The 26244-nt window shown below is 72.7% G+C and carries 22 protein-coding genes; 4 read left to right on the forward strand and 18 right to left on the reverse strand.

Annotated elements, in window-relative coordinates; translation table 11 throughout:
* Positions 1-40: 40 nt before the first annotated feature.
* The 3 genes from P8A18_RS26570 to P8A18_RS26580 are packed head-to-tail and all read right to left on the reverse strand — an operon-like array spanning position 41 to position 2360.
* Positions 41-382 carry a DUF742 domain-containing protein gene (locus tag P8A18_RS26570; protein ID WP_306058379.1) on the reverse strand — a complete coding sequence of 114 codons (342 nt, stop codon included), beginning with the start codon at positions 380-382 and terminating at the stop codon, positions 41-43.
* A 17-nt stretch (positions 383-399) separates the two neighbouring features.
* Positions 400-843 (reverse strand): roadblock/LC7 domain-containing protein, encoded by a 444-nt coding sequence (locus tag P8A18_RS26575; protein ID WP_306058381.1) that lies wholly within the window; start codon positions 841-843, stop codon positions 400-402.
* Positions 840-2360 (reverse strand): ATP-binding protein, encoded by a 1521-nt coding sequence (locus P8A18_RS26580; RefSeq protein ID WP_306058383.1) that lies wholly within the window; start codon positions 2358-2360, stop codon positions 840-842. Before P8A18_RS26580 ends, P8A18_RS26575 begins: the two co-directional genes overlap by 4 nt.
* Before the next feature lie 210 nt (positions 2361-2570).
* On the opposite strand from P8A18_RS26580, the gene P8A18_RS26585 reads away from it, so the two are divergent.
* Positions 2571-2891, forward strand: a complete 321-nt coding sequence (locus P8A18_RS26585) for a hypothetical protein (RefSeq protein ID WP_306058384.1) — start codon at positions 2571-2573, stop codon at positions 2889-2891.
* Between the two features lies 1 nt (position 2892).
* On the opposite strand, the gene P8A18_RS26590 is transcribed toward P8A18_RS26585, so the two are convergent.
* From P8A18_RS26590 to P8A18_RS26610, 5 genes are all read right to left on the reverse strand, one after another.
* A complete protein-coding gene (locus P8A18_RS26590; protein WP_306058386.1) occupies positions 2893-4506 on the reverse strand; it encodes a hypothetical protein in 1614 nt (537 codons plus the stop codon).
* A gap of 186 nt (positions 4507-4692) precedes the next feature.
* Complete coding sequence (locus P8A18_RS26595) at positions 4693-5082, reverse strand: hypothetical protein (protein ID WP_026249984.1); 390 nt, start codon at positions 5080-5082, stop codon at positions 4693-4695.
* 472 nt (positions 5083-5554) lie between these two features.
* A complete protein-coding gene (locus P8A18_RS26600) occupies positions 5555-6229 on the reverse strand; it encodes an RES family NAD+ phosphorylase (protein ID WP_306058388.1) in 675 nt (224 codons plus the stop codon).
* Positions 6230-6294: 65 nt separating this feature from the next.
* Entirely contained in the window at positions 6295-8598 is a 2304-nt protein-coding gene (locus P8A18_RS26605) for a WD40 repeat domain-containing protein (protein WP_306058389.1), read from the reverse strand.
* Positions 8591-10711 carry an ATP-binding protein gene (locus tag P8A18_RS26610; protein ID WP_306058391.1) on the reverse strand — a complete coding sequence of 707 codons (2121 nt, stop codon included), beginning with the start codon at positions 10709-10711 and terminating at the stop codon, positions 8591-8593. The genes P8A18_RS26605 and P8A18_RS26610 overlap by 8 nt, the downstream gene beginning before the upstream one ends.
* 75 nt (positions 10712-10786) lie before the next feature.
* Here P8A18_RS26610 and P8A18_RS26615 point away from each other — a divergent pair, with 75 nt between their 5' ends.
* Together P8A18_RS26615 and P8A18_RS26620 are read left to right on the forward strand one after the other, a co-directional pair.
* A complete protein-coding gene (locus P8A18_RS26615) occupies positions 10787-12217 on the forward strand; it encodes an esterase/lipase family protein (RefSeq protein WP_306058393.1) in 1431 nt (476 codons plus the stop codon).
* Between the two features lie 361 nt (positions 12218-12578).
* Complete coding sequence (locus P8A18_RS26620) at positions 12579-13187, forward strand: response regulator transcription factor (RefSeq protein WP_018553615.1); 609 nt, start codon at positions 12579-12581, stop codon at positions 13185-13187.
* A gap of 13 nt (positions 13188-13200) precedes the next feature.
* On the opposite strand, the gene P8A18_RS26625 is transcribed toward P8A18_RS26620, so the two are convergent.
* The 5 genes from P8A18_RS26625 to P8A18_RS26645 form a co-directional block, all read right to left on the reverse strand.
* Entirely contained in the window at positions 13201-14439 is a 1239-nt protein-coding gene (locus P8A18_RS26625) for an FAD-dependent oxidoreductase (protein WP_306058396.1), read from the reverse strand.
* Positions 14436-15554: a 3-dehydroquinate synthase II gene (locus P8A18_RS26630; protein ID WP_306058398.1), complete on the reverse strand. Its 1119-nt coding sequence runs from the start codon at positions 15552-15554 to the stop codon at positions 14436-14438. The genes P8A18_RS26625 and P8A18_RS26630 overlap by 4 nt, the downstream gene beginning before the upstream one ends.
* Entirely contained in the window at positions 15526-16368 is an 843-nt protein-coding gene (locus P8A18_RS26635) for a 2-amino-3,7-dideoxy-D-threo-hept-6-ulosonate synthase (RefSeq protein WP_306058400.1), read from the reverse strand. Before P8A18_RS26635 ends, P8A18_RS26630 begins: the two co-directional genes overlap by 29 nt.
* Positions 16365-18014 carry a class I adenylate-forming enzyme family protein gene (locus P8A18_RS26640; protein WP_306058402.1) on the reverse strand — a complete coding sequence of 550 codons (1650 nt, stop codon included), beginning with the start codon at positions 18012-18014 and terminating at the stop codon, positions 16365-16367. The genes P8A18_RS26635 and P8A18_RS26640 overlap by 4 nt, the downstream gene beginning before the upstream one ends.
* Positions 18015-18094: 80 nt before the next feature.
* The gene (locus tag P8A18_RS26645) at positions 18095-18298 is read right to left on the reverse strand and encodes a thiazolylpeptide-type bacteriocin (RefSeq protein WP_306058404.1); all 204 of its coding nucleotides are present in this window, start codon (positions 18296-18298) and stop codon (positions 18095-18097) included.
* Positions 18299-18535: 237 nt separating this feature from the next.
* Between P8A18_RS26645 and mhpA the strand changes: the two genes are divergently transcribed.
* Positions 18536-20101: a bifunctional 3-(3-hydroxy-phenyl)propionate/3-hydroxycinnamic acid hydroxylase MhpA gene (gene mhpA, locus P8A18_RS26650; protein WP_306058406.1), complete on the forward strand. Its 1566-nt coding sequence runs from the start codon at positions 18536-18538 to the stop codon at positions 20099-20101.
* Positions 20102-20194: 93 nt separating this feature from the next.
* Here mhpA and mgtE read toward each other — a convergent pair whose 3' ends face one another.
* The 5 genes from mgtE to P8A18_RS26675 all read right to left on the reverse strand — a co-directional run bounded on the left by mgtE (position 20195) and on the right by P8A18_RS26675 (position 26232).
* Positions 20195-21562, reverse strand: coding sequence for a magnesium transporter (gene mgtE, locus P8A18_RS26655; RefSeq protein ID WP_306058408.1), 1368 nt, complete (start codon positions 21560-21562; stop codon positions 20195-20197).
* Between the two features lie 243 nt (positions 21563-21805).
* Positions 21806-22651 (reverse strand): ABC transporter permease, encoded by an 846-nt coding sequence (locus tag P8A18_RS26660; protein ID WP_306058410.1) that lies wholly within the window; start codon positions 22649-22651, stop codon positions 21806-21808.
* Entirely contained in the window at positions 22642-23634 is a 993-nt protein-coding gene (locus P8A18_RS26665) for an ABC transporter ATP-binding protein (RefSeq protein ID WP_306058412.1), read from the reverse strand. The genes P8A18_RS26660 and P8A18_RS26665 overlap by 10 nt, the downstream gene beginning before the upstream one ends.
* Positions 23634-24695 (reverse strand): thiopeptide-type bacteriocin biosynthesis protein, encoded by a 1062-nt coding sequence (locus P8A18_RS26670; protein ID WP_371933717.1) that lies wholly within the window; start codon positions 24693-24695, stop codon positions 23634-23636. The genes P8A18_RS26665 and P8A18_RS26670 overlap by 1 nt, the downstream gene beginning before the upstream one ends.
* A gap of 16 nt (positions 24696-24711) precedes the next feature.
* Complete coding sequence (locus P8A18_RS26675; RefSeq protein WP_306058416.1) at positions 24712-26232, reverse strand: nitroreductase family protein; 1521 nt, start codon at positions 26230-26232, stop codon at positions 24712-24714.
* Positions 26233-26244 lie beyond the last annotated feature (12 nt).

The raw sequence follows: 26244 nt of genomic DNA on the forward strand, positions 1-26244 counted from the left end.
GCCGGCCGCGGCGGGCGGCGGGCCGGCCGGGGCCAGAGTTTCAGAGGCGACTTTCGAGACCATGGAGGACCTTTCTGAGCATGGTCACATCGGCGTGTTCGGCCTGCGGGATGGGCGGCCGGGTCACGATCAGCCCCCATCGGAGGAGATCGGAGAGCAGCACCTGCGCGACCGACGGCGGCTGGCCGAGGTGAGCGGCCACCTCCGCGACGGAGATGAGCCCCTCGCAGTGCTTGAGGATGGCGAGGTGCTCCGGCTGGAGCGTGGCGGGGAACGCCGCCTCCGCCGTCATCACCAGGGACTCCCAGGACAGCGGCTCGCCGTCGGACTCCGTGCGGCCGCGGGTGATGACATACGGGCGGATCGCCGAGGCCCTCGGCACCTCAGGCCGCTCCGTCGTCACGTTGCGGCGGCCTCGTCCCGGGGCATGCTGCTCAGGTGTGCGCCGATCTTCGCGACCAGCAACTGCATCTGCTGGGCCACCAGGCCCACGTCGGCGTCCGGATCGGTGGCGACCCCCAGGTGCGCGCCGACCCCGGCATGGGTGAACAGCACGAACCCCTGGTCGGTCTCCAGCATCAACTGGCGTGTCCGGGCGTCCCGCCCGAACAGCAGCGCGCTGGTGGACCGCCCCGTCATGGTCATCGCCGCGCAGGCCGCCGACAGCGATTCCGCCTCGGCGACGCTCAGGCCGGCCACCGGACCCGTGAGGTTCTCGGCGGAGGCGTGCCCGAGACGCAGTCCGTCCTCGGACACCACCACGGAGTGCCGGACGCCGGGAATCTCGGTGAGTGGGCGGAGCATCCACCCCAAGTCGGGGAGTCGAGCGATGGTTCCGGTCACGGTCGGCCTCCGGCGTGCTCGTGCGGGGTACTGGGCAGGGTCTGTCCGCCGTGCGGGGGCGACGCCGGTTCGGTGTCGCCGTTCGCGTCGACGGCCGCCCGGCCACGCAAGGTTCCGGACACCACGCTGGTGATCGAGGCGCGTGCCGCCTCCGGCGTCCAGGGTTCGGCGGGTTCGGCACCGGGCAGCGGGCCGGGCGCCGAGTGCCGTGCGGCGCTCGTGGCCCGGGTGGCACCGCGCCGGCTGCGCCGCCGGGGCAGGCCGGCCGTCGTCGGGGCGGGTGCGCCGGCCGGCTCGGGGGCGTCGTCGCGCACATCTGCCGGGGAGACGACAGGCCCGACGTGTTCGGCCGGTTCGACGGCCGGGCGGCGGTGTGCGGCGGCCCTCGGCAGCGGCTCGGTCAGCAGCCGGAACGGTACGAACATCACCGCCCGGGTGCCGCCGTACGCCGAGGACGCGCTCAGCTCCACGTTGAAGCCCAGCTCCCGGCTCCAGCGCCCGACGCACGCCAGGCCGAGCCGCGGCACCGCGCCCAGGCGGGTCAGGTCCAGGTCGTCGCGAAGCTGGCCGAGGGCCTGGTGCAGGACGTCCGGCGGCATCCCGAGCCCGGCGTCGTCGATCTCGATGACCGCACCGGCGCCCACCTCCCGCACGCTGACGACCACGGGGGAGCTGGACGGTGAGAACACCGCGGCGTTCTCCAGCAGTTCGGCGATGGAGTGCATCAGCCCCTCCACCGCCGGGGGCACCGCGTACAGGGTCTGTCCGCCGTGCACCTCGATCCGTCCGAACTCCACGATCCGGGACTGGGCGCCCCGTACGCAGTCGTAGAGCGAGACCGGCCGGGTCTCGCGACGGGCGGGCCAGATCCCGCACATCACCAGAAGCGTCTGCGCCTTGCGGGTCATCTGCGAGGCCGCGTGGTCGGCCTTCATCACGTTCGCCATCAGAAGGGGGTCTTCGATGGAGCGCTCGACCTCGTCCAGGACCTGCTGCTGCACGGTGGCCATCACATGCATGGTGCGCGCCACGGATTCGAAGGCGGCCTGCACCGAGTCGCGCAGCGCACGCTCGCGGTGCACGGCCGTGTCCGAACCGAGCGCGACGACGACCGAGTCCAGCGCTCGGGCGAATTCCTCACCGGTCTCCTCCGGCGACGCCAACGGCCCCGGCACACCATCCAGCCGCTGTCCGGTCCGCAGCCGCTCGGCGATGGCCGGGACGCGTACCGCGGCCAGACGCGCCACCTCGGAGCCCCGGGCGGTGGCGACTTCGGCCTCCCGGGCCCGGTGCGCGCGTTCGGTGGACAGCCGCCGGGCGAGGAAGAGTACGCAGGCGAGCAACAGGACGACCGCCGCGGCACAGGCTCCCGCCAGCGCCCGGTGCCGCTCGGCGTCCGCGGTGACGACGACCCACCCCGCACCGGCGGCGGCCGACAGCGTGACAGCCCATCCGGCGACGGCGACGGCGGCGCTCGCACCGGGGCCGCGTCCTGGCTCTCTCGACGGTCGGCTCACCACAGCGGTCCCGATCTGACGACCCTGTAGATATTGGTGCCAGCCACGAGAAGCGAAACCTTTCACGACACGTCGAACCCCCGTGCGGGGGGTTGGGAGCATGCAGAGCGTAGGTCAACCGGCCGGAGTTGTCGGGGCACCGATTCGTTTCAGTCACACCAGGCGGCCGGGAATGGCGTGTTGACGCCCATGCGCCGTCGGTTCCGGTGCGTGAGGACCTGGGGGCCACATGTCCGCCCGCGGACCGGCACCGCCCTGTGGCTGGCCCGTTCCCTGTGGCCTCTGCAACTGAAGGCGGGGTACTGGGACGAGGTGCTTCCCGCGCTGCGGGACGCGGCCCGGTGCGCCGACGAGAGCCGGGCGGACGAGCGGATGGCGGCGGCCCTCCACTTCCAGCCGGCCCACTGCCTGGGGGAGACGGGGCGGTGGGAGCAGGGGAACGCCGAGGCGTTGTTGCCCGCCTCCGCCGCCCCGCACCGGGCCTACCTCGCCGGTCTGCGGCGTCGCTGCGAGGCGGCCATCGACCGGTAGCTCAGCCGGCGGTTTCCACGCGGAACGGATGTACGCCGCCGGCGCTGTGCATCCGGAGCACGATTCCGCGCTCGGGGACCGCGCCGCCGTACGCGAGCCAGACGTGGAAGGCGCAGGCGTACGCCGCCGGGTCCGCGTCCGCCCCGGTGCTCGTGTCGGCGGACAGCCGGAACGTGCGTCGGCGCCCCCGAACGCGTACGACACAGGTGTGCGGTCCCGTCAGGTACACGGCCGTCGAGCAGTGGGGGTGGAGCCGCAGCACCTCGTCGGTCCACGTGTCCGGACCGCCCAGCCGCGGATCGTCCGCCCGCGCCTCTCGCGTGATCACGTCGGCCGTGTCCAGGTCGCCGGGGTGACGGGTCTCCTCGTGTACGCACAGATGCGCGTCGCCGGCCGCCCCTGCGGGGTGGCCGGCGGACCGCTCGACGGCGATGTCCGTCCCTTCCACACGGGTCCGTACGTGCAGCGGTGACGTCACCTTCCGCGGACGGTACGCGGGGAGCGGCAGCGGCTCCAGGGATGCGGGGCCCGGCGGCTCGGGAAGGTCCATCTGCGTGTAGAAGTGCCGCCGCAGCAGTTCGGCCGATCGGCCCGGTTCGGAGGTGACGGACCCGGCGGCGTCCGGGTCCGGGCGATGGGCGGCGATCTCCCGCTCCACTTGGGGGAGGAGCGGGGCGTGGGGGGGGGCGAGTCGGGGCGCACGGCGGACGAACTCCGCCAGCGGTGCCTCGGGATCGAGTACCCCCGTCCCGTCGGCGGCCAGGAGGACGGGCGTGCCCAGGGCGGCGGCGTAGTAGGACACCGCGCCGAAGTCCCCGAGGACGAGGTCGGAGGCGAGCAGGGCCTGCCGCCACTCGTGGGCGGGATCGATCAGGGTCAGCCCGTCGCGCACGGCCCTGTCCAGCCATGCCCGGATCTGGCCGGGGCCGTGGCCGTACCAGATGTTCGGGTGGAGAACGGCCGCCAGGCGGTAGTCATCGGCCGGCAGTTCGGCGGTGAGCCGGGGCAGCAACCCGGGCAGGATGTCCTGCCCGCCACCGGTGCCGAAGAACCCCTCCGGGTTCCAGGTCGAGTTCAGGACGACGAGTCGCTGCCCGCTGCGGACTCCGAGCGCTCGCCGGAATCTGTCCCGGTACGGGCGCGCCGCGAGCATGCGGTCGAAGCACGGGTCCCCGGCGAGTACGGCTGAGGGCACCGCGTCCTCGCAGACCCGGGCCAGCCGCTCCAACTGCTCGGGGTGGGAGAGGACGAGCCCGTCGACAAAGGCCCGCCCGTCGGACAGCAGCCACTCCGGCGACAGCCCGAACGTAGGCGTCCCGGATCCCGGCTTGCCCAGTTTCTTAGTGTATCCGACCCCGTGTGACAATACTGACAAATTACCCTGAATCAGGTTGAGTTCGCCACCGAGGCTTGCTGAGACCGCCAGGTCCACCGGAGTCGCGAGGGCCTGCTTCCAGGGCAGTTCCGGAAGCTGCAGATCGCGGAGCAACTCGCGGATGCCGTCCTGGAAAGCCGAGGAGCCCGTCGAAGTGACCAGTACCTGGACGCGGAAGTCGTCGTGGAACAGCGGAACCAGGTCCAGCAGGCGGCCGGCCGAGGTGACGTTGTGGATCACCAGTAGGACTCGTCGCTGAGCCGTCCGGCTCGTCCACCGGTCGGACCCCTCCCCGACCGGTACGCGAATCGCCGGGGGTCGTGGCCCCACCCGTAACCTCCTGAGCGAGCATGGTGTGTCGTCGCTCGAACACCCTATCCGCGTCCGGTGCGTGACCGGGGCCGCGTCGTGGGCGTGAGGTCCGGGTCAGAGGTCACCGCGCTGGAAGGACCGTGCGGCGGCCATCGCTTCCTTGAACCTGCCTTCGGCGATGGCCTCGATCGGGGAGTCGTCGTCCAGTTGGGGGTTCATCCCCAGCATCCAGGCACGGGCGATGTGCTGGTTCTCGCAGTCGGAGATGAAGGCGAAGACCTGGCAGGCGGCCCGCATCCGGTTCTCGGAGTCGATGCGTGGCGTGTTCTGGCTCCGCGCCCAGCGCCCGACCTGCTTCGGGTCCTCGATCCCGGCGATGAGGGCCGCGACTCTCTGGCTGAACGTGTCCTGGAGAAGCTGAGCCATCTGATCGGGCCGCAGTTCGGTGGTGGTCCGCAGCGCGCGGCCCTCCGCCTCTGCCGATGTCTCTCGTTGGGTCTGCATCTGCATGGTCTCCTCGATTCCTCGCCCCGGGTGTGCGCGTGGGCGAAGCAGTGCTGGCGCTTCGACGCGCCGGGGCCGGATGGCGGTGCGGGTCAATACGGACAGGGCCCGTCCGGCTCATGGGTCGGGGCGGCACACCACGTCGGCTGGGAGGAGGCATTCATGTTCGCGTACGCCAGCTGTGCGGCCGGCGACGGCCGCCAGGGCGGTGCCGGTAACAGCCGTGCTGTGTGCGGTCTGTGCTTCAACATGGTTGCTCCTCGGGTGAGTTACCTGAAGACTACCCGTTTAGGGATTCCTTACTCCATCGCTTTGCCGCTCAAAAACACACCTGAATCCCACCATTGGGTGAGAGGGGACGGCTCCCATCTGGGTATTCACCCCGGGATGGGTAAGTTGTTCGACCGAGTGGGCCGTTGAGGCAGACGACCTGAATGGGCGACACGTTGTACGGCCGGACGACGCAACGGCGTCACCGCACGGTGATCCCGTATTCCTCGGCCACCTCACGCAGTGCGACGTCCTCCTGCCTGATGGGCCTGCGTTCCTGCTCTTCGAGTTCGGCGTCGCGCAGGATCGCCCAGCAGCGGTATCCGCCGTAACCGGACCGGTAGGTGATGCCCTGCATCAGCTGGTGCCCCGCCTTGTTGCGCTGGGTGACGGCCCAGGCCGCGATCTGCCGGGCGACTGTGCGGTCCTTGCCCCGGATGTCCTTGTCGGTCAGCACGCCCTCCACGCCGAAGGCCCGTAAGTCCTCTCCCAGCGCTTCCGTGAGGGCGATACGGGTCCGGTCGTCCTCCAGGTCCAGGAACTGGGCCTGGGGAGACGCGGTCAGCCGGACGAGGATGCGCAGATCGCGCCAGCTGGAGGGGATGTCTCCCACGGACATGTGGCCGTGACCGGCGGGCGCGTCCCGCATCAGGGACCGCATGAAGGGGGAGACCCGGTACAGGGCGAGCGCCTCGGCGTAGCAGCCGGCCGGGCTGGACGCGCAGTACAGCGTCTCGTACGAGAACAGGCTGAAGCGGCCGGCGGAGGAGCCGTCGAACGTCTCGGGTTCCACCTGGTTGTACTTGATCGGGTCGTGCGCCCAGCCCAGGCGCCAGACCCCCTCGGCGGGTGCGGGAATCAGGTGGGGAACGGTCATTGATCCTCGTCCGTGGTCGGTCGGTCGGGCCCGTACAGGCCGGTCGAGTGGAAGCGCACAGCGGGTCACAGCAGGTTGTGGTGCAGGCGGACCGCCATCGGTCCTGCTTCGCCGGAGGCCAGGAGGATGGACGAGGTGCCGTCATCGGTGTCCTGGACGGTCTTGAGCGAGGTGATCGGCGAACCCGTGACTATCTGCAGCAAGGGCTGTGCCGTCGTGGCGTCCCACAGGTGGACGCTGGTCTTGCCCGCCGCGGCCAGCGCCGTGCGCCCGTAGCGGAGCTGTACGGAGGTGACGGCGCTGAGCTCACCGTCGCCGCAGGCCAGCGTGCGCACCGGTTCCCGGGTTTCCGCGTCCCACAGTTTCAGGGTGCCGTCCCGTCCTGCCGCGGCGATGATCAGCCCGCCGTCGTCCGGGGTGACAAAGGCCAGGTCGTTGATCAGGCCCTGGTCGCACTTGATGGTGGGGGAGTGCTGCTCCAGCGTGTCCGCGTTCCAGATTCTGATGTTGCCGTCGCTGCCGCCGGACGCCAGCAGGCGGTGCTCGGCGTTCTGGTGGGTGGCCAGGCACCGCACGGTGAGGTCGTGGTCGTCGAAGAGGGCGAGACGCTTGCCCGTCGCCGGCTCCCAGACGCAGACACGCCCGTCCGCGCCGGCGCTGGCAAGTCGCTCGCCGAGCAGGGTGGGCAGCGTGACGAGTGTGCGGATACGCAGGTTGTGGCCGGTCATCGGGGGGCCGGCCTGGCGGTTGGTCTCCGGGTCCACGCAGATGATGCTGAGGTCGTCGAGTGCCACGGCCAGCAGCCTGCGGCCGTTGATCCGGAGCCATGCCAGGGCGCTGATACGGCGTCCCTTGATGCGGGTGGTCTCGGTGCCGGTGGCCAGGTCCCTGAGGATCACCCGTGACGCGCGGGCCACGGCGAGCAGATGGGGAGCCGAAGGGGACACGGCGCAGGCCGTGACCCGGTTCCAGGTCTGGGGCTCCTGGCCGAACGTGGCCTCGTCGACGGACCAGCCGCGCACGACGTGATCGGCGCCGCCCGACAGCAGCCGGTCGTGACGGCGGCCGGGCAGGCGCGTCAGGGCGTTCACCGGAGCGGTGTGCGCGGCCAGGACACCGGCGACCGGCCGCAGGTCCGGCAGCCGCCACAACCGCAGGGTGCCGTCACCCGAGGCCGACACGAGGGCCGGTCCGTCCGCGAGGACCACCTCGTGCAGAGCCGTCACGGGTGCCGGTGAGCTTCCCGCCTGGACGGCGTCATGACGTCCGACAGCGAGCGGCCCGTCCGCTTCGAGGTCGCACAGCGTGACCCTCCCGCTCTCGTCGCCCACGACGTAGCGGCCGGCCTGCGAAAGGGCGATCAGGGCACGGACGGGCGCCTGGTGCCGGCCGTGGACCTCGGGCGTGCTCCCGTCGTAGCGGTGGACGGTGGCGCGGGCGCTGAACAGCAGCCGTTGCTCTCCGTCGGCCGTCCGGATGCCGCACAACAGCGCCGATGGGTCCGTGAGCCGCTCCAGGGGCAGCGGGTGCCGGTGGAACCGGCCCAGGTCGACGGCCTCGACCACCCCGTCGCTGAACGCGGCGAGCAGCAACAGCGGGCGCCCGTGCGGTTGGTAGGTGGTCAGAGAGCTGACCCAGGTCCTCTCCCGGCGTGCGACCTGGTGGTGGGTGAGCCGGCCGCCCTCCTCCTGGACCGCCATGACGCGGCCGTCGGTCCCGGCGGTGACGAGCAGGCCGCCGCGCAGCGCCAGCAGGTGGGTGATGGCCCCCGAATGCAGGTGCACGGGGATGTGGGTGAGCCGGCCGTCGGTGCGCAGCAGGCGCAGTGTCCCGGTGTCGTCGCCGGTGGCGATCTTCTGCGCCGTGCCGTCCGACGTGTGCAGGGTGGCCAGCGCCGTCACCTCGGCCGGGCTGGCCGTCCAGGCGGGGGTGGGCACGACGCGGTCGCTCCACAGCGGGCTCACCGGGACGGGGGCGCCGAAGGCGGCCGTGTGTGCCGCGGGGACGATCTCGACGGGGGGCCGCAGGGTCGCGTGCCGGGCCAGTCGCAGACTGCTCAGGCGCGAGAGCGCATCGGTGTTCAGGGCGAAGGGCTCCAGGGCCGCCCAGGCACACAGCCACTGCCGCCGCTCGTTCGTCGTGTCCTGCGCGGCCAGCAGCCTGCGGACCTGCGAACTGCTCTCCCAGGCCAGCAGGCCGGGTGTCACGTGGTCGTCGTCGAAGACCTCCCCCAGCGCAGCGTGCTCGGCCAGGTGCCGGCGCAGGTAGGGGTGGGGAGGCAGGGTGGGATCGCTGGGCACCAGATCCTTGAGCCGTTCGGCGATCTGACGGTGGATGTCGCGCTGGTACGCCTCCGACGCCTCAGTCATGGTCACCACCGGACGCCGGCAGATCGCTGTCGGGCCGCAGGAGTTCCGCGGCCAGCTCCTCGTGAGCGGGACGGTACACGCGGCGGTCGTCCTCGATGGACTGGGCCAGATATCCGCTCAGCCGGCCGCTGAGGAGCTTGCCGATCATCGTGTCCCACTCCTGCGGTTCCAGCTGGTCGGGGAGCAGGAAGACGCCTGCGATGGCCGGCCACACCTCGCCCCAGGGCACGCCCTGGCCCTTGGCGTAGGCGGAGGCCTTCAGCAGGGCGAGGGCGACGCGGGGGTGCAGGCCGTCGTTCTCCACGATGCGCAGATCGCGGTACAGGAGCCCGCGGATGCCCTGCGTCAGCGTCGTACGATGCCACTCCTCGTCCCTGGCCAGGGCCAACGGGTCCGGCGCGTTGCGCAGTTGGTAACCCGCCAGCCGGGCGTCGATGAAGGACGGCCACACCGCGTCCACCACGGGCGAGATCGCGCGGACCAGTTCCTCACCCGCGCTCTCGGTGATCAGCGCGCTCAGGTACCGCTTCATGTCCTCCTTGCTGGCGGGGTTGTCCGTGCGTTCCACGAGCGCGGCCGGAAAGAGGCGGCGCAGCGTGTGCAGCAGCCCCGCGTCGTCCTCGACGGCGACGGAGCCGGCGGAGTGGGCGGGCTGACTCGAACGGACACTGATCAGGAGCCGCAGACCGGGCGAGGTGTCGCCGGCCGGCCGGTCCTGGCGCTGGCCGGGAACGCGCACACGGCACCACGGCTCCAGAGGGCCGAGCACATCACTCACGATCCGGGACTGCTCCTGGGCCTCGTCCAGGGCGTCCACCACGATCGTCACCGGGTCATCGGATTCCTCGACATGTGCGAGGAGCTGCCGTGACCAGACGGCGACCTGGTCGTCCGTGGGACCGACCGGCCGCAGTGGCAGCCCGAGGGCCGTGACCAGGCCCGCGGCGAACTGGGCGGCGTCGAGGCTGCGGGCCAGCAGCGCCGCGCAGCGGGGGTTCTCCCCGGGAATCGTGGCCGCCGCGGAGCTGTCCTCGATCTGCTTGTACAGCGGGTCGCCGCGGAACTCCGGGTCGCTGAGCATCACCGCCCGCGCCAGGACGGCCGACTTCCCGCTGCCCGCGCACCCCGTGACCAGCAGGACACCGCGTCGTGTGCCGGGCCCCAGGAAGTCGGCGACCGTCCTGTTCAGCGACTCGCGCCCGCGGAAGTACCAGCCCGAGTCCTGGTCATGGGGCCGGCCGCTCGCCCGGTCCAGCCAGTACTCGGCAGCCCATGGAGTGTGTCCCGCCAGGGCCCCGGGAAGCTCCGGCAGCCGGACGTACCCGGGATTGGGCAGGCAGACGGAGGGCTGAAGGGTGCCGCCCTGGACGAGGTGGTGGAGTTTGAACTTCTTCTCCTCCTCGGGCCGCAGTCCCAGCGCGTACTGCGCGATGAAGTCCGGGACGCTCAGATACGGGGTGGTGATGCCGGCGGTGCGGCGCAGCCGCTCCAGAGCGGCCCGTAACAGGGTGGGGAATCTGGTGACCTCGATCTTGGACTTGAGACCGCAGGTCACCAGGACGTCCAACTGGCAGTTGTCCCGCCGGTCCGGTCTGATCTCCTTGTGCGCGGCCGCCAGGTCCGCGGCCATGTTGCCGGCGAAACAGGTGTTGACGATCACCAGAACGTTCCTGGCGTGCGAGTCCAGGGCCGCGGACACGACATCCACGGTCCGTACGGCCGTTGCCAGCAGGCGTTTGGAATCCGTTTCGGGAAGACGCAGGAAGTGCGTGTCCGAGCTGCCCGCGATGCCGTGGCTGGTGATGAACACCACGAGCGCCTCGCCGTTCATGTCCCGCACCTTCGACGCGCGCAGGAACTCCTCGACCGCGTCCCGGTTCACCAGCTCCTGGGGCGGCTCCACCGGAGTGAACGCCAGCTCCGGATCCGGGGTGCGCCACCACCACTCGTGGACCACTTCCCGCTGCTGGTCGATGCCCCTGGCGAACTGCTCGCGCGCCGGGTCCCGAGGGTAGTCGCGTACGGCAAGAGTCAGCAGCGCACGCTCGATCGACGTGGCGTCACCCTGTAACGGAAGTGCCGTTGGCCGTACTTCGCCCCCCGTGTGTCGCATGTCATTAGTGTGACAGCCATGAACCAGCCCCGGGGGCAAGTCCGGCCCGCTCCAGCTCCGCATGTCCAGCCCGGTGTGACCCACCGCATCACCCACGACGCGATCGTCGTCGTCCCCGGGATCATGGGCAGCGAGCTGTACGACACCACGACGGGCCGGGTGATCTGGGGGATCGCCGACCCGCGCTGGCTCACCCGGGCCTGGCTGCGCCCCAACGGCCTCGCCCCCCTGCACCTCACCGACGAGGAACGCACCGGCGACCACAGCCGGGTCGAGGCGCGCAGGCTGCTCCGGACTCCGGTCTGGAGCCCTTTCCTGCGCGGCATCGAGCCCTACACCCGACTGGTGAACCTCGCCGAGCACCGTGCCGCTCACCCCGATGCCGTCATGACCTTCCCCTACGACTGGCGCCTTCCCATCGCCGTCAACGGCCGCCGTCTCGCCCGGCAGGCCCGCGACCACCTGCAGAACTGGCTCGCGCACCCGGCGCAGGGCGAAGCCCGCCGGGAGGCCCTCGAAGACCGCCCCGCCCGTCTCGTCTTCGTCGCGCACTCCATGGGCGGCCTGGTCACCAACGCGGCCCTGACCCTCGGCGGCGACAACGACCTCGCCCCCGACACCCGAGGCATCCTCACTCTGGGCACCCCGTTCCAGGGCTCCGTCGTCGCCGCCAACATCCTCAACGCCCTCCAGGGCGCGCCCCTGCCGCTGCCGCACGCCCGTCTGGCCGCGGCGGCCGCGACCATGCCGGCCGTCCACGAACTCCTGCCCCGCTTCAGGTGCCTGGAGGACGGCATGGACGTCCACCGGCTCACCGCCGCAGACGTCGCCGCACTCGGCGGCGACAAGGAACTCTTCACCCAGGCACAGGACTTCTTCACCACTCTCTACGCCCAGAGCCTGCCGCGGCAGCAGCCCGTCGTCGGCGTACGGCAGGACACCGTCCAGTCCCTGACGCTCGACCAGGGCGTGGTGCGCGCGTCCGAGTACTGCTTCGTCACCGGCGCGGACGGCGAGCTGAGCCGCGACGCCAACGGAGTCCCGCGCCGCACGCAGGTGTGGGGGGACGGCACCGTGCACCGTGGTTCGGCCGCCGTGACCACGCCCACGATCCCTCTCGCCGCCCAGCACGGGGCGCTCGCCGCCAACAAGAGGGCGATGCCCCTCGTCGAGGACTTCCTCCTCGACCACGACGCGCTGATCAGGGGCCCGGAGCAGGGCGACGACGGTCTGGGCCTCACCGTCCCCGACTACGTCACCCCGGGCGCCGCCTGGGAGTGCGTCCTCACCGGCACCGACGAGCCCGCCGATGTGGAGTGCGGCATCACCAGCCTCGACGGGACGTGGAGCGGACCCGACTTCTCCTTCGACGTCACCGGCGACGACCGCCTCAGCGCCCACGTCACCGTGCCCGACGCCGGCCTCTACCGGATCACCGCGCGAGCCAACTACGGCCCCGAGGTCACCCAGATCGTCTTCGCCGGCGGCGACACCGCGGAGGAGTAGGCCGGCCGGCCCTGCCCGCCCCGCCGTCGGGCGGGCAGGCGGTGGACGAGAGGCGGCGACGAGGAGCGCCGGAGTGCCTGCCGGGTGCGGGCGGACTTCGTGGCGCGTTCCGTCAGCGTGTGGCGACATCCCGACTCGTGCAGGCGCCGCGCCGCCTGCACCTATTTATGCCGTATGGGCCGTAGGTGAGGTATGCCTGCACGCTCTCCTCACGCTATACGCCTAGATTCTCCGTCATTACATGAACACTTCACGGCTTCACCCATTACCTTCATGAGATCATTGAGCGACCACAATGAGCCATCCCGGAGGCGCGTGTGGTCCCTCGATGTGTTGTTTCCGCGTGCATGGGGGGACTGGCATGAGCATCCGCATCGTCGTGGCCGGAGAGTACGCATTGTCCGTCGAGGTGATGGCGAAGTACCTGGATACCGTGGCCGACTTTTCCGTGGTCGGAGCCGCAAAGCAGCATGATGATCTTCTGCCGGCCGTGGAGCGGTTAGAGCCGGCCGTCGCGGTGGTCGAGACGGGCACCGTGGACGAGGACGTGCTGGACATACTGGGCCAGTTGCGTACGACACGGCCGCAGTGCGGGGTTGCGCTGATTTCGAGTCAGTCCTCGCCGAATTCCACCGACCAGGCGATCAGGGCCGGGGTGCTGAGCGTGGTGTCCCTACAGGTCGAACTGCCGTACCTGATAGGGGCCATCCGCGGGGCCGCGGTGGGGTGTCTGACCATGGACCCGGGGCTGTTCGTCTCGCAGCCGGTGTCGCTCCACTGTCCACTGAGCGCCCGGGAGGCCGATGTGCTGCGGCTGACCGCCTCGGGCGCCTCGCTCAAGGAGATCGCCCGGGATCTCTACCTGGCGGTCGGCACCGTACGGAACCTGGCCTCGACCGCCATCAGGAAACTCCAGGCCCGCAACCGCTTCGACGCGGCGCGCATCGCCACCGAGCAGCGGTGGCTGTGAGGGCGGGGGCCTCTCAGGGTGCCGTGCTCCCCGTCAGCGGCTCCCGTGCCTCTCCCGTCGCGACGGCCTCCGCGTCATGGCCGTAGAGCCATCCCATGGCCCGCAGCCCCGCCAGGCCGTGCGGGTCCGCGGTGGCGCCGGGGTGGTGGGGGCGGTCCGGCCGGTGCAGGTACTGGGTGCTCCGGCGTGCGCCGCGCTGGATCAGCGTGGTGCGCGGCAGGCGCAGGTCCTGGTAGCGGCGGAGCGCGGCCGGGGTGTCCGCCGGCGCGGCCCGGCCCAGGCAGACGGCCAGGGTGACCGCGTCCTCGATCGCCTGGTTCGCGCCCTGGGCGAGGAAGGGGAGCATGGGGTGGGCGGCGTCGCCGAGGAGGGCCACCCGGGCGGTGACCCAGTCGGGCAGGCTCTCGCGGTCGTGCAGGGGCCAGCGGCGTACCGTGTCGGCGGCGGCGATGAGGCGGGTGACCGTGGGGTTCCAGCCGTCGTAGGCGGCGGCGAGTTCGGCCGGGTCGCCCTCGGCCGTCCAGGACTCCTCGCCCGCCGAGGCCGCGGGGACCGTCGCGGTGAAGCTGATCTCCCGGCCCGCGGAGACCGGGTAGCACACCAGATGGCGTCCGGGGCCGGGCCAGACCCGGACCTCCGGTTCACCGGCGGCCCAGGGGAGACGATCCGCCGGGACCAGGCCGCGGTAGGCGCTGCTGCCGGAGAACACGGGGGCGTCGCCGGCCAGCCGGGCCCGGACCGCGGAGTGCACGCCGTCCGCGCCGATCACCACATCCGCCCGGTGGCGGGCGCCCGAGGCGAAGGTGAGGTCCACGCCGCCGGGGTCCTCCGTCAGGTCCGTCAGCCGGTGGCCCGTCCGCACCTGGGCGCCGCCGACGGCTTCCCGCAGTACGCGGTGCAACTGGGCCCGGTGGACCGTGTAGTAGGGCGCGCCGTAGCCGTGTCGGCAGGCGTCGCCCAGTGCGGTGGTGTGGAGCGGGAGGTCGTCGTCCCAGCCGCGGATCCGCAGGGCGCGGGGGAGTACCGCGACCGCGCGGAGCGCTTCGGCGACGCCCAGGCGGTGCAGGAGCCTGGTGGCGTTGGGTGCCAGCTGGAGCCCGGCTCCCGCCCCGGCCGGTTCCGGGCTCCGCTCGAAGACGGTGCAGTCCACCCCTTCCCGCCGCAGGGCGAGGGCCAGGGTCAGCCCCGCGATGCCGCCGCCGATCACCGCCACGGCGGCGGCACGTGCCGGTACCTCCCGCGTCCTGGTCACTGCTCGCGGCAGAACTCGTCGATGGGGTAGCCCACATGCCGGTCGGCCGTGGGGACGTAGCCCAGCAGCGTGTCGCCCGGGGCGAGTTCGGTGCAGTTCAGCACCACGCCGCCCGGCCCCAGCACCCGTACGTGCCAGTCGTCCTGGAGGATGAGGTTGACCCGTACGCCCTCCGGTGACACCGCGTCGACCGAGATCAGCGGTCTGGTCTCGACCTTGACCCGGCCCACCGGCACCACCCGGGTGCGTCCGGTGGAGTCCACCGCCAGTGCCGGGGCGCCCGCGTGGAGTTCGCTGAGGTAGTTGGTGCGGCCGTGCGGTGCGACGACGTAACTGTGCACGGCGCCGGCGTTCACCCGGAAGGGACGGGTCGGCATGTACGGCAGGGGGTGCGTCTCGCTGACGCACAGCACCATCCCCTTGGAGTAGGAGCCGACCAGCAGTCCCTCGTTCTCGCCGAGCTGGCTGCAGGTGTCGATACAGGCCCGCTCGCCCATGCCGATGTGCGTCGTGGCGGTGACGGTCAGTTCGGTCAGCGTCAGTTCACCGGCCGAGGAACGGGCCGCCTCCACCAGCGCGGTGGCGTCCCCCACACAGCGGCCGGGCATCATCACCCCGTCCGAGCCGAGTTCCAGCACCCCGAAGGTGATCGCCGCCTCCTCCGGGTCGCCGGCGGTGGTCACGATCGCGCCCTTGGAGCCCGCGGCGGCGGCGATGACGATCTCCAGCGGGATCTTGGTCGGATCGCGGAAGTCGAGGACGCTCCAGCGCTCGGTGCGCGCCGCGTGGCACGCCTCCTCCAGGCTCGTGGCGTCGGTGATCTCCACCAGGCGCCCGAACTCCACCTCGGGGTGGGCCTGTTCCAGCTCCGCGCGGCCGGCGAAGCCGGGCGGCAGGATGACGATGTCGGCCGCGCCGGGGAAGCACTCGTCCCGCCACCAGCCCTCACCGCTGGGCAGCAGCACCTTGCGGACGGTGGGCGGGAGGTCGGCCAGGGTCTGCAGGTCACCGGCGACGATGCCGTCGGTCCGCTGGTGCAGGGCCTCCTCGATGATCGCGGGCCGGGCGGTACCGGCGCCACGGATATCAAGCCAGCACAGCTTCTGTCCGTTCATCACACTGCCCTTCTGTCGTGTCGGCCACGAGCGGCTGGGGCTCGCCGTGCACCACGGCGGCGACCCGGGCGGCCATCCGGCGGGGATCGGCGGCCTGGAAGATGTTGCGCCCCATCGCGACCCCGGCGGCGCCGCCGAGCAGGGCGTCCCTGACGAACGCGAGCGCGTCGGTGCCCGAACCACGGCGGGGACCGCCCGCGCACAGCAGCGGGATCGGGCAGGCGGCGACCACATCGCGCATCTCGGCCACGCTCCCCGCGTACGGGGCCTTGACCACGTCCGCGCCGAGGTCCGCGGCGAGCGTCGCCGCGTGCACCACCAGCTCCGGGGCCTGCGGATGGTCGATACCGGGGCCGCGCGGATAGACCATCGCCAGCAGGGGGAGGTTCCAGCGGTCGCACAGGTCCGCGACCCGGCCCAGGTCCCCGATCTGCTGCCGCTCGTCCGCCGAGCCCATGTTGATGTGGACGCTCACCGCGTCCGCCCCGAGCCGCAGCGCGTCCTCCACCGCCGTCACCAGGTACTTGGCGTCCGAGTCCGGCGCGTGCCGGGTACTCGCGCTGAGGTGGACGATCAGCGACATCCCGGCGAAACGGGACGGGCTGATGTGCCGCAGCACCCCCTTGTGGACGACCACGGCATCGACACCGCCCGCGGCCAGCTGGCCGGTGAGATGGTCGATGGTGCTGCCGCGAGGGACCACCGGGCCATCGGTGACGGAGTGGTCGAGCGGGGTGATCAGAAGCCGGCCGTCCCCGTGACGGAACAGCCTGCCGAGCCGCATCTCCCGCGCGAAATGCAGATATGACGTCATATCGCTCTCCTCTCCCCGGTGGTTTCCCGCACGCCGGGTTCGCTGTCCGCCGCCTCCGCGAGGCCGCGGAGATACCGCACATCGGGCTTGCCGCTGTCGTTCGACGGCAGCTCGGGCCACCGGCTGATGTGCACCGGCACATGGGCCGAGTCCAGCCGCGCCCCGACATGGGCCCGCAGCCGGACGTCGTCGCCCTCACTCCCCGGACGCAGCGACACCGCCGCGTACACCCGCTCCACCCGGTCGTGGTCCCGTACGCCGAACACCACCGCCTCCCGCACCGCCGGATGCTCGGACAGGACGCGTTCCACGGCGGCCGGATGCACCTTCTGGCCGCCGCTCTTGATGACGTGGCCCAGGCGGCCGGTCAGCCGGAGCCTGCCGTACACGTCGAGACGGCCGAGATCGCCCGTGCGCAGCCGGCCGTCCGGGGTGGTGCCCTCCGCCGGGTCGCGGCCGAGGTAGCCGTCCATGGCTGTCGCGGACCGCACGCACACCTCGCCGGTCCCGCCCCTGGGGACGTCCCGGCCGGTCTCCGGGTCGCGCAGGCTCAGTTCCACCCAGGGGAACGGCCGGCCCACGGCCCCCAGCAGCTCGGGCTCCTGATGGTCCAGCCGGTCCAGGCCGCAGATGCCGCCCGCCTCCGATGAGCCGTACAGCTGGGACAGCGGGCCGGCGAACCAGCGCAGCGCGTCGGCGATCCGGTGCGGCGCGGCCGGGGTCCCGCTGTACACCACCTGGCGCAGCGCGGACAGGTCCGGGCGGACGCCGGCCGCGGAGAGCCGTTCGGTGAGCCGGTAGAGGTGCGGCACCGCCAGATAGGTGTCCGTCACGGCGAGGCGGCCGAAGGCGTCCAGCACCTCGTCCGCGTCGAACCCCTCGTGCAGCACCACGGACCCGCCGGCGGCCAGCACCGCGTCCACCATGGAGCCCACCGTGTGGCTGACCGGGGTGACGGCCAGGACGCGGGCGGGCCCGGTGGGGCCGGGGGCGGCCGGGTAGACGCCGACGGTCGAGTTCCAGGTCCGGTAGCTCTGGACGATCCCCTTGGGCAGTCCGGTCGTCCCGCTGGTGAAGGTGATCCGGGCGCGGACCCCGGGGGCGTACGCGGCCACGTCGTCAGGTCCGAAGCCGGCGTCCGGGGGCACCGGGGCCAGGGCGCCGCCTGCGGGTGGGGCCGAGCTGCCGGGGGCGGGCAGCAACAGGCCGGGCAGAGCGGGCGAGACCAGTGCGGCGGCCCGTACCGCCGTGGTCTCGTCGGCGACCAGGAGGCGGCTGCCGGTGTCCCGCAGCACCTCGGCCTGGACCTCGGGCGGGAGCATCTCGGCGTCGCTGCGGGGGTTGGCCGCGCGGACCGACACCACGGCCGCGCCCAGCAGATGCGCGGCGTAGCGCGCGAAGAGCGCCGTGGGGTGATTGGCCGCCGTGAGAAGGGCGACGGTGTCGCCCGGGGCGATCCCCCCGTCCCGTAGCGCGGCAGCCGTGTCGAAGACCAGGGACAGGCTCTCCCGCGCGGTGAGGCAGAGCCCCGACCAGTACACCGCCGGCGCGTCCGGGTGCTGTGCCCAGGTGTGCGAAAGCCGGAAGGCATAGTGCTCGTGCCGCGCCCAGGACGGGGGTATCCGCACGGGGGGACCAGCGGTCATGGGGCTCCTCTCCAGGACGTGCGCGGGGACGGTCCCGCGTACCGGACCGGGAAGGCGGTCCGGTACGCGGGCACCTGCGATCAGCAGCAGCAGCAGGTGGAGGAGGACGACGAACAGCAGAGGCTGACGTCCGCCGCCGCCTCGGAGGCGACGCTCAGGCTCGACGAGCTCGCGCCCATCTCCGGCAGGCCCACGCTGTCGGAGACCTCCAGCACCTCCAGCTCGTCGATGTCGAACGAGGCGAACAGGTCGCCGGCGGGGGTCTCGCTCGCGAGAGTGCTCATGATTGATCCCTTCCAATGCCTTGTGCAGAGGGCTTCGATGACGCGCTGATGCTGGCAGCCGCGCGTCGGCCGGGACAACGGCCGCCCGGGCCGCGCTGACATTCATCACGTTCTTTCCCCAGGGGGGTTCCGCGGGGCCCCCCGGCGTGGAACGGGGGCTAGCGTGACCACGTTTCCGGATTTCCCGGCGCGGTCCCACCCGGGCAGTCCACTCGCTCTTCGGGAGGGGAGAGAAAGTTGAGCGCTGCGCCGCCCCCGGCCTCGGAAGAGGCCCCCGCCGACGTCCTCGTCGTCGGATTCGGCCCGGTCGGCCAGGTGTTGTCGATCCTGCTCGCCCAGCGCGGCCGGCAGGTCACCGTCGTCGAACGCTGGCCCCGGCCGTACCCGATGCCGCGCGCCGTCGCCTTCGACGCCGACGCCGCCCGCATCCTCGACGCCGCGGGGGCCGGCCCCCACCTGAGCACGTTCGGGGAACCCTCCGAGGACTACGTGGTCGCCGACGCGGCCGGCCGCACCCTGCTCCGTATCGGGCTGGGCCACGACCCCGCCCACCGCTGGCCCGCGTCCACCTCCATGTACCAGCCGGGCCTGGAGGAGGCGTTGGAGCAGCGCGCCGCGCGGATACCGAACCTGCGGCTGCTGCGCGGGCACGAGGCGGTCCGGCTGACCGCCCGGGAGACCGGCGCGGACCTCACGGTGCGCCCCGTCGCCGGGGGCCCGGAGCGGGTGCTGAGGGCCCGCTGGATCGTCGGGTGCGACGGCGCCAACAGCATGGTGCGCGAGGCGGTGGGCGCCACGCTGAGCGAGGGCGGCTTCGCACTGGACTGGATGGCCTGCGATGTGACTCCGCACCGGGCGGCGGACTTCCCGCCGTGCAACGTGCAGATCGCCGACCCCGCCCGCCCCCGCGTCGCGGTCTCGGCCGGGCCCGGGCACCGCCGCTGGGAGTTCATGCGGCTGCCGGGCGAGGCCCCCGAGGCGTTCGGCACCGCCCGGAACGCCTGGCGGCTGCTGGCCATGTTCGGCGTCGAACCGGGCAACGCCACGCTGGAACGCCACGCCGTCTACACCTTCACCGCCCGCAACGCGGACCGCTGGCGGGCCGGCCGGGTGCTGCTCGCGGGGGACGCCGCCCACCAGATGCCGCCGTTCGCCGGGCAGGGCATGTGCTCCGGCATCCGCGACGCCGGCGACCTGGCGTGGAAGCTGGACCGGGTGCTGGCCGGTGCCGCGCTGCCGGAGCTGCTGGACAGCTACGAGGCCGAGCGCCGCCCGGACGCCCAGGCGAGCATCGACCGGTCGGTGGCGCTCGGCCGGATGATCTGCCTGACCGATCCGGTCGCCGCGGCACACCGGGACAGGGCGATGGCGTCCCGGCCGGACGCGGACGTCGCCCGCCCCGCACAGCCCGGCGTCCACACCCCGGACGGGGGGCTGTACCACCGGGGGGCCGACGGCACGGCGGGCTTCGGCGCGGGGCTGCCGGTCCCGCCCGGGGTACTGGGCGGCGCCGGGCACCTCGGCCCGGACCCGGTGCTCCTCAGCACGGACGGCCCCGCCGCGCCGCTCGCCCCCGGGCTGCCTCGGTGCGCGGCACGCTGGCGGCTGCGGACGCGTCACCTGCGGCCCGGGGACCCCGCCGACGCGCCGCTGCGGGGCTGGCTCGGGTCGCTCGGCGCGACGGCGGCGGTCGTCCGCCCCGACTGCCGGGTCTACGGCCTGGCCCGGAACCCGGCGGAGACCGAGGCGCTGCTGAGCGGGCTGGCCGGCCACTGGTCGCCGTCCCTGGAGCCGACCGCGTAACGCCCCGGCGCCCGGGTGGGTCCCGGCCCGCCGCTCACCTGACGGCGGGCGGTCAGGACACGTCCCGGCGGCCGGCTCCGTCCGGTGTGCGGGTCAGACGCCCAGGACGGCCTTCGCGGTCAGGAAGTAGATGATCAGGCCGGTGGCGTCCACGAGGGTGGTGACCATGGGCGCGGAGACCACCGCCGGGTCGATCCGCATCCGTCGGGCCAGCAGCGGCATGGCGCCGCCGATGGTCGCCGCCCACCCGCAGATGATGACCAGGGTGATACCGACCACCAGGGCGATCCTCGCGCTGACGAACACCGTGCCCAGCAGCAGGCCGAGCACGGCCAGCAGGGACCCCAGGACCAGGCCCACCCGGCATTCCCGCCAGATCACCCTTATCAGGTCCGAACTCCTGACCTCGCCGACCGCCAGGGCGCGTACACAGGCGGTGGCGGCCTGGGCGCCGGCGTTGCCGCCCGCGCCGATCAGCATCGGGATGAACAGCGCGAGGGCGGCGACCTGTTCCAGGGTGGTCTCGAACGCCCGGGTCACGCCGACCGTGAGGGTCGCCGCGACCAGCAGCAGGCTCAGCCACAGCGCCCGGTAGCGGGCGAGCTGCCACACGGAGGCGGCCATGTAGTGGCCGGCCCACGGCGCGGCACCCGCCTGGCGGGCGACGTCCTCGGTGTCGGCCGCCTCGATGACCTCCACGGCGTCGTCGATGGTGAAGAGCCCGACGAGCCGTTCCTCGCTGTCGACGACGGGCAGGTTGAAGTCGTTGGTCTCCCGCATCAGACGGGCCGCGGCCTCGGCGGAGTCGGTGGCGTACGCGGAGGCCGGCTCGGTCACGACCAGATCGGAGACCATCGTGCCCGGTGCGTTGAGCACCAGTTCACGCAGTTCCACCACCCCGGTCAGCCGGCGGCCGGAGTCGACCACGGGCAGGGTGTACACGGTCTCCGCGTCCGCCCCCTTCTCCCGTACGGTACGCAGCGCCTGCTCGACGGTCAGCGCCCGCGACAGCGCCATCACCTCGGGTGTCATGTAACGGCCTACGGAGCCCTCCGGGTAGCCGAGCAGCGAGGAGGTCATCCTGCGCTCGTTGGGACTCAGCCCGGCCAGCACCCGCTTGACGACCTTGGCCGGGGCCTCCCGGAGCATCCTGGCCCGGTCGTCCGGGGCCATGTCCTCGATGAGGTCCCGGAAGGAGCGGTCCCGCAGCCCCTCCAGGATCTGCTGCTGGTCGACCGGCTCCAGCTCCTCGAACACCTCCAGCGCCCGGTCCTTGCGCAGCAGCCGGAACGCCACCCCGGCGTCGACCGCGTCCATGCGTGCCAGCTCATCGGCGATCACATGCGGCGGATGCGCCTCCAGCCACTCCTGGGCGGCATCCAGTCGCTGGTCGCCCACGACGTCCCGCAACGACTCGGCCTGCTCCGCGCTCGGCTCGGGCGGCGGGTTCGACTGTGGCATGGCAGGTCCTCGGGTACAGCGGTGGATCAGGGAATCGGGTATCACCCGCCTGCGAGGACCGACCGGCACCGTTGCCGTGTCCTCCGCCCTTGAAGACGCGCTCGCAGGATAGCGCGCGTGGCCTGCCGGGGCCGACACCGCCCTTCGCGAGCGAGGGCGGAGCCGGCCGGCCGAACCGGCGGAGGGGGTGACGGTCCCCCCGGACCCTCACCCCCTCCGCCGGTTCGCTCCACCGGGGCGGGCTCAGTGGAAGCGCTGGCCCTCGTCGCGCCGGTAGGCGTACACCGACAGCACCGCCAGGGCCACCGTCCACCCCACGAAGGAGATGGCCGCGACCGGGTTCAGCTGGTAGTCGCCCACAGCCGCCCACATCAGCTCGGCGGCCCCGCGCGTCGGCGTGAAGGGGGCGATCGTCTCGATGAAGCCGGGTGCCTGGCCCGCCCCGGAGAACAGCCCTCCGGCGAAGGCCAGCGGGAAGAACGTCAGCTGAACCACCGTCAACGCCGCCCGGATCGGCAGCAGATAGCCGATGGTCAGCCCCAGCAGGGTGAACGGGACGGAGACCAGGATCACGACGACCACACCGGTCAGGAAGCCCAGGAGGGTGGTGGTGGCCTCGGTCGCCAGTGCGGCGATGAGCAGCAGCGGGATCATGGACAGCAGCATCGTGAGCAGCCCGGACAGCAGCCGTCCCGCGAACTTGGGGCCCGGCCCGCTGGGCAGCGTACGGGTGTAGAGGTCCCACGGGTGCTGGCGCTCCTCCGCCACCCCGATGCCGTGCCCGAAGAGGTTGCTGATCATGGTCGCGAAGACCACCATCGCGGCGGTCGCGTAGGTCGCGCCCACGGGGTCGTCGCCGGCGGCCGGGACGACGAAGAACAGCATCGAGGCGCCCGGGAAGAACGCCGTGCCCACCAGCGCGATCGGGATGCGCAGGGTGCGCAGCAGCTGGTAGCGCGCGTGCATCAGGGACATCCTGACCTGGGTGCGCAGGGCGGCGCGTACCCCTTCGGCGGGGGGCCCGCCGGGCAGGAGACCGGCGGGGGCCGCCTCGGAGGCGCTTGCCGTCTCAGGTGTGCTTATCGCCACGGGCCGTTTCCCAACTGTGTCGTCTTCGCGGGCGTGCCGGCGGGGGCGTCGTCGGCCTCCGCCTCGTCCGCGAGGGTGAGGAACGCCTCTTCCAGCGTCGCCGAACGGACTTCGAGCCCGGAGAACGGTGCCCCGCTCATGACCAGATCGCGCACCAGCGCGTCGGCGTCGGGGGTCAGCAGATGGATACGGCCGTCGACGCGCTCGGAGGTGAGGATGCCGGGCAACGGGGGCACCTCGTCGGCCAGCAGGCTGACCCGCTGGGCGCGCACCAGCCCGCGCAGCGCGTCCACCGTGTCGTCGGCGGCGACCCGGCCCCGGGTGAGCACCACCACGCGGTCGGCCAGCTGCTCGATCTCCTCCAGGTAGTGACTGGTCAGCAGCACGGTGCCGCCCTCGGCATGGAAGGCGCGGATCACCTCCCACAGGGTGCGGCGGGTCTCCACGTCGAGCCCGGTGGTGGGCTCGTCGAGGAACACCATGCGGGGCCGCCCCACGAAGGCCAGGGCCACCGCGAGCCGGCGCTTCTCACCGCCGGACAGCCCGCCGGTCTGACGGCGCTCCTTGTCCAGCAGCCCGAAGTGGTCCAGCAGTTCGCCCCGGGGGACCGGGTTCTCGTAGTGCGCGGCGGCGAAGTCGGCCACCTCGCCGACCCGGAGCGTGGGGGGCAGCCCGGTCTCCTGCGGGGTGACACCGATCAGCCTGCGGTGCACCGCCCTGCGCGGGTCGCCGCCGAACAGCTCGCAGTGGCCCGAGGTCGGCCGGCGCAGCCCGACGAGGAGGCTGAGCAGCGTGGACTTGCCCGCGCCGTTGGGCCCCAGCAGGCCGACCAGCTCGCCGCCGCGGATCTCCAGATCGATCGGGTGCAGCGCGGTCTTGTCGCCGTAGGACCGGGACATGCCCATGGTCCGGACGGCCATCGGCGGTGCGCCGGCGGACGGGGCCGCCGCGGAGGCCGCCGGGGTGAGCAGGGTGCGTGCCATCAGTGCTCCTTGGGTGCCGGCTGCGCGAGGGCTTCGGGCGTGCCGGGCTCCGGAGGCGGGAAGAGGTGGACCAGCCGGGCGTAGGTCTGGAGTTCCTCGGCCATGGTCAGTCCGAGGCGGTTGTGCAGCATGTGGACGTGGGAGAAGAAGACCTCCCCGGGATGTTCGGCGGTGCCTTCGGTACGGACCCGCTCGGCCAGGTCGCAGAGCAGGGTGTGCCAGGACGCGAACGGGCCGTGCTGGGCCGGGTCGACGGCGGGCGGCGCCCCTGCCGGACGTTTCCCGGCGCCCGGGCTGGACCCGCACAGCCGGTCCAACTGCTCGGTGGAGAGCCGGAATCCGGCCCCCACCATCTGCCGCAGGGCCTCCAGGCCACGCGCGTAGAACATGGCCTGGTCGGCCGGGCCGCCCAGCGCCGTACCGGCGGACATGGCCGCCCGCAGCGCCATCGCCGAACGCGACCGCGAGTCGGGCAGCCGGGGCAGGAAGGCGCGCACCAGTTCGCTGGAGAGCTGGAACAGCCGCTCCGTGGCGGGCATCAGAGCGGGCCCGCCGTACCGTTCGGTCTCCGGGACATAGGTGTCCTGGTAGACGCCCGGGTCCCGGGGGCCGGCCGGGCGGACGCCTCGGTGCGGCTCCTCCAGCGCGGAGAGCCGCCGGGCGTGCGCCAGATACGTGTCCCGGTCGAGCGGCTCCTCACCCTCCAGGAGCGGGGTCGCGCGGCCGAGCCGGTCCTGGAGCAGCCGCTCGGCGCGTGCCGTCTCCGAGGCGGTCAGCCCGCCGACCCGAAGCCGCAGATGCGGCCCGTGCTGCCAGTACCGGATGAAGAACCAGGGGTGGCCGGGAAACAGGTCCACCGCGGGGCCGATGACGTCGGTGACCACCCGGTCGTGCGCGGACCGCGCCATGGACCCGATGTGGAGGTGCCAGGAACGCCACTGGACCGCGGGGCCCAGTTCCCGGGAGGCCGCCGCCTCGGAAGCCGGCCGGTGAGCTGTCCGGGATGCCGTGCGACCGGTGGATGTGGACTGCACCGTTGTTGTCTCCGTTCTCTCATTCACTGCCGGAGGTCGAGCGTCACTGCCGGAGGTCGAGCAGCGGGCCGCTGAACCGCGACGTCCCGCTGATCACTGCGAGGACCACCATCTCGTCGGACGGCAGCCCGAGGATGCGGCGTGCGGGCGCCTCACGGAACGCCCGCACCGGGCGCGCGTAGAGGCCCGCGGACGCCGCTGCCAGCGTCAGTCCGTGCACGGCCCAGCCGCAGGCGTACTGCGCCGCCGTCCAGCCACTGGTGCCGAGGTGCGCGGCCAGTTCCCGGGGACGGAACGACAGGAACCACAGCACCGACGCGTGCCGTACGTCGCAGCCGTTGCCCGGTGCCAGGGGGTAGCCGTAGATCTCCTCCAGCCGGGCCGGTACGCCGGGGCCGGTGGCGCGCGGGGTGTAGGCCGAGGGGGTCACCTCGTACACCCCGTCGGGGTGGCCGGTCACCGACTGGGTGACGGCGGTGACGCGCAGCGCCCCGGCCGCCGTCCGCGGTCCGGCGCCCGGCGGGGGCGTCAGCAGCCAGTCGCGCGCGGTGTCCAGCACCTCGCCCGGTACGGTGCGCGGCCGGGCGTTGTTCCCGAACAGGCCGCGCGGCATCCGTCCCGAGGTGCGCTGCCACAGCACCTCCGCCCAGGACCGGCCGGTGTCCGGCGCGGTGGACGCGATGGCCGTGTCCACCGGGGCCGCGGCGGCGGGGAACTCCTGGGCGCGGTTCATCTCCACCACATCGGCCATCACCCCGTCCGGCACCGCCTCGGCCGGGCCGTGGTCCGGACCCGCCGGCCCCGCGGAGGCGTCCCCGGTCAGCTCGACCACCACCGGCAGGGTCCACTCCCAGCTGGGCGTGAGGCCGAACTCCGCGAGCCGTTGCCGGGCACCGGGCCCGGGAAACCGCACCCGCGCCGGGATTCCCAGCAGTTCGAGGGCCACGCACAGCGCGCGCAGCGCGATGCCCAGCTCCAGCTGCACCAGCGAGCCCCGGTACCAGCGGTACGTGGCGGGGAGCCGGGTGAAGCGCCCGGTGAGCAGCACCTCCCGGGCCGCCGAGGGCGCCGACGAGGCGCCGGACAGCCCGGCCAGTGCCCGCCGGTACGGGTCGAACACCTGCCGCCTGCCCCGGTCGTTGACGAGGACCTGCACCGGGAACTTGGCCCGCACCGAGGCGTAGCCCCGGTGGTCGTTGAACGGGTTCTCCGGCTCGCGGCGCTGCACCCCGAAGGCGGCGACCAGCGCGTGTGCCAGTGCCCGGTCCTCCGGTACGCCCGTGATCCGGCCCGCCGGGAAGGGGGCGTCCTCCAGCAGGTCGACCGTTCCCGGCGGCAGCGCGGTGAGGTCGTCGAACCGGGCGGTGCCGGGCAGCCGGGGGGCCACCGGCAGGGCGGAGACCGGCACGCCGGGCGGCGGCTCCGCGTCCGGCGGCATCGGCGGCTCGGCCGGCCGGTCGGCCCCGGCGGCGAACAGGTACCACATCCGGTCCCGGGCCATGGTGTCCGCGTCCTCGGGCACCGGGCCCGCACGGTCCGGCGCGGGGGCTTCCGGTACGTTCACAGCTGCCTCCGC

The organism is Streptomyces sp. Mut1 (genome assembly GCF_030719295.1).
Classification (GTDB): Bacteria; Actinomycetota; Actinomycetes; order Streptomycetales; family Streptomycetaceae; genus Streptomyces; species Streptomyces castrisilvae.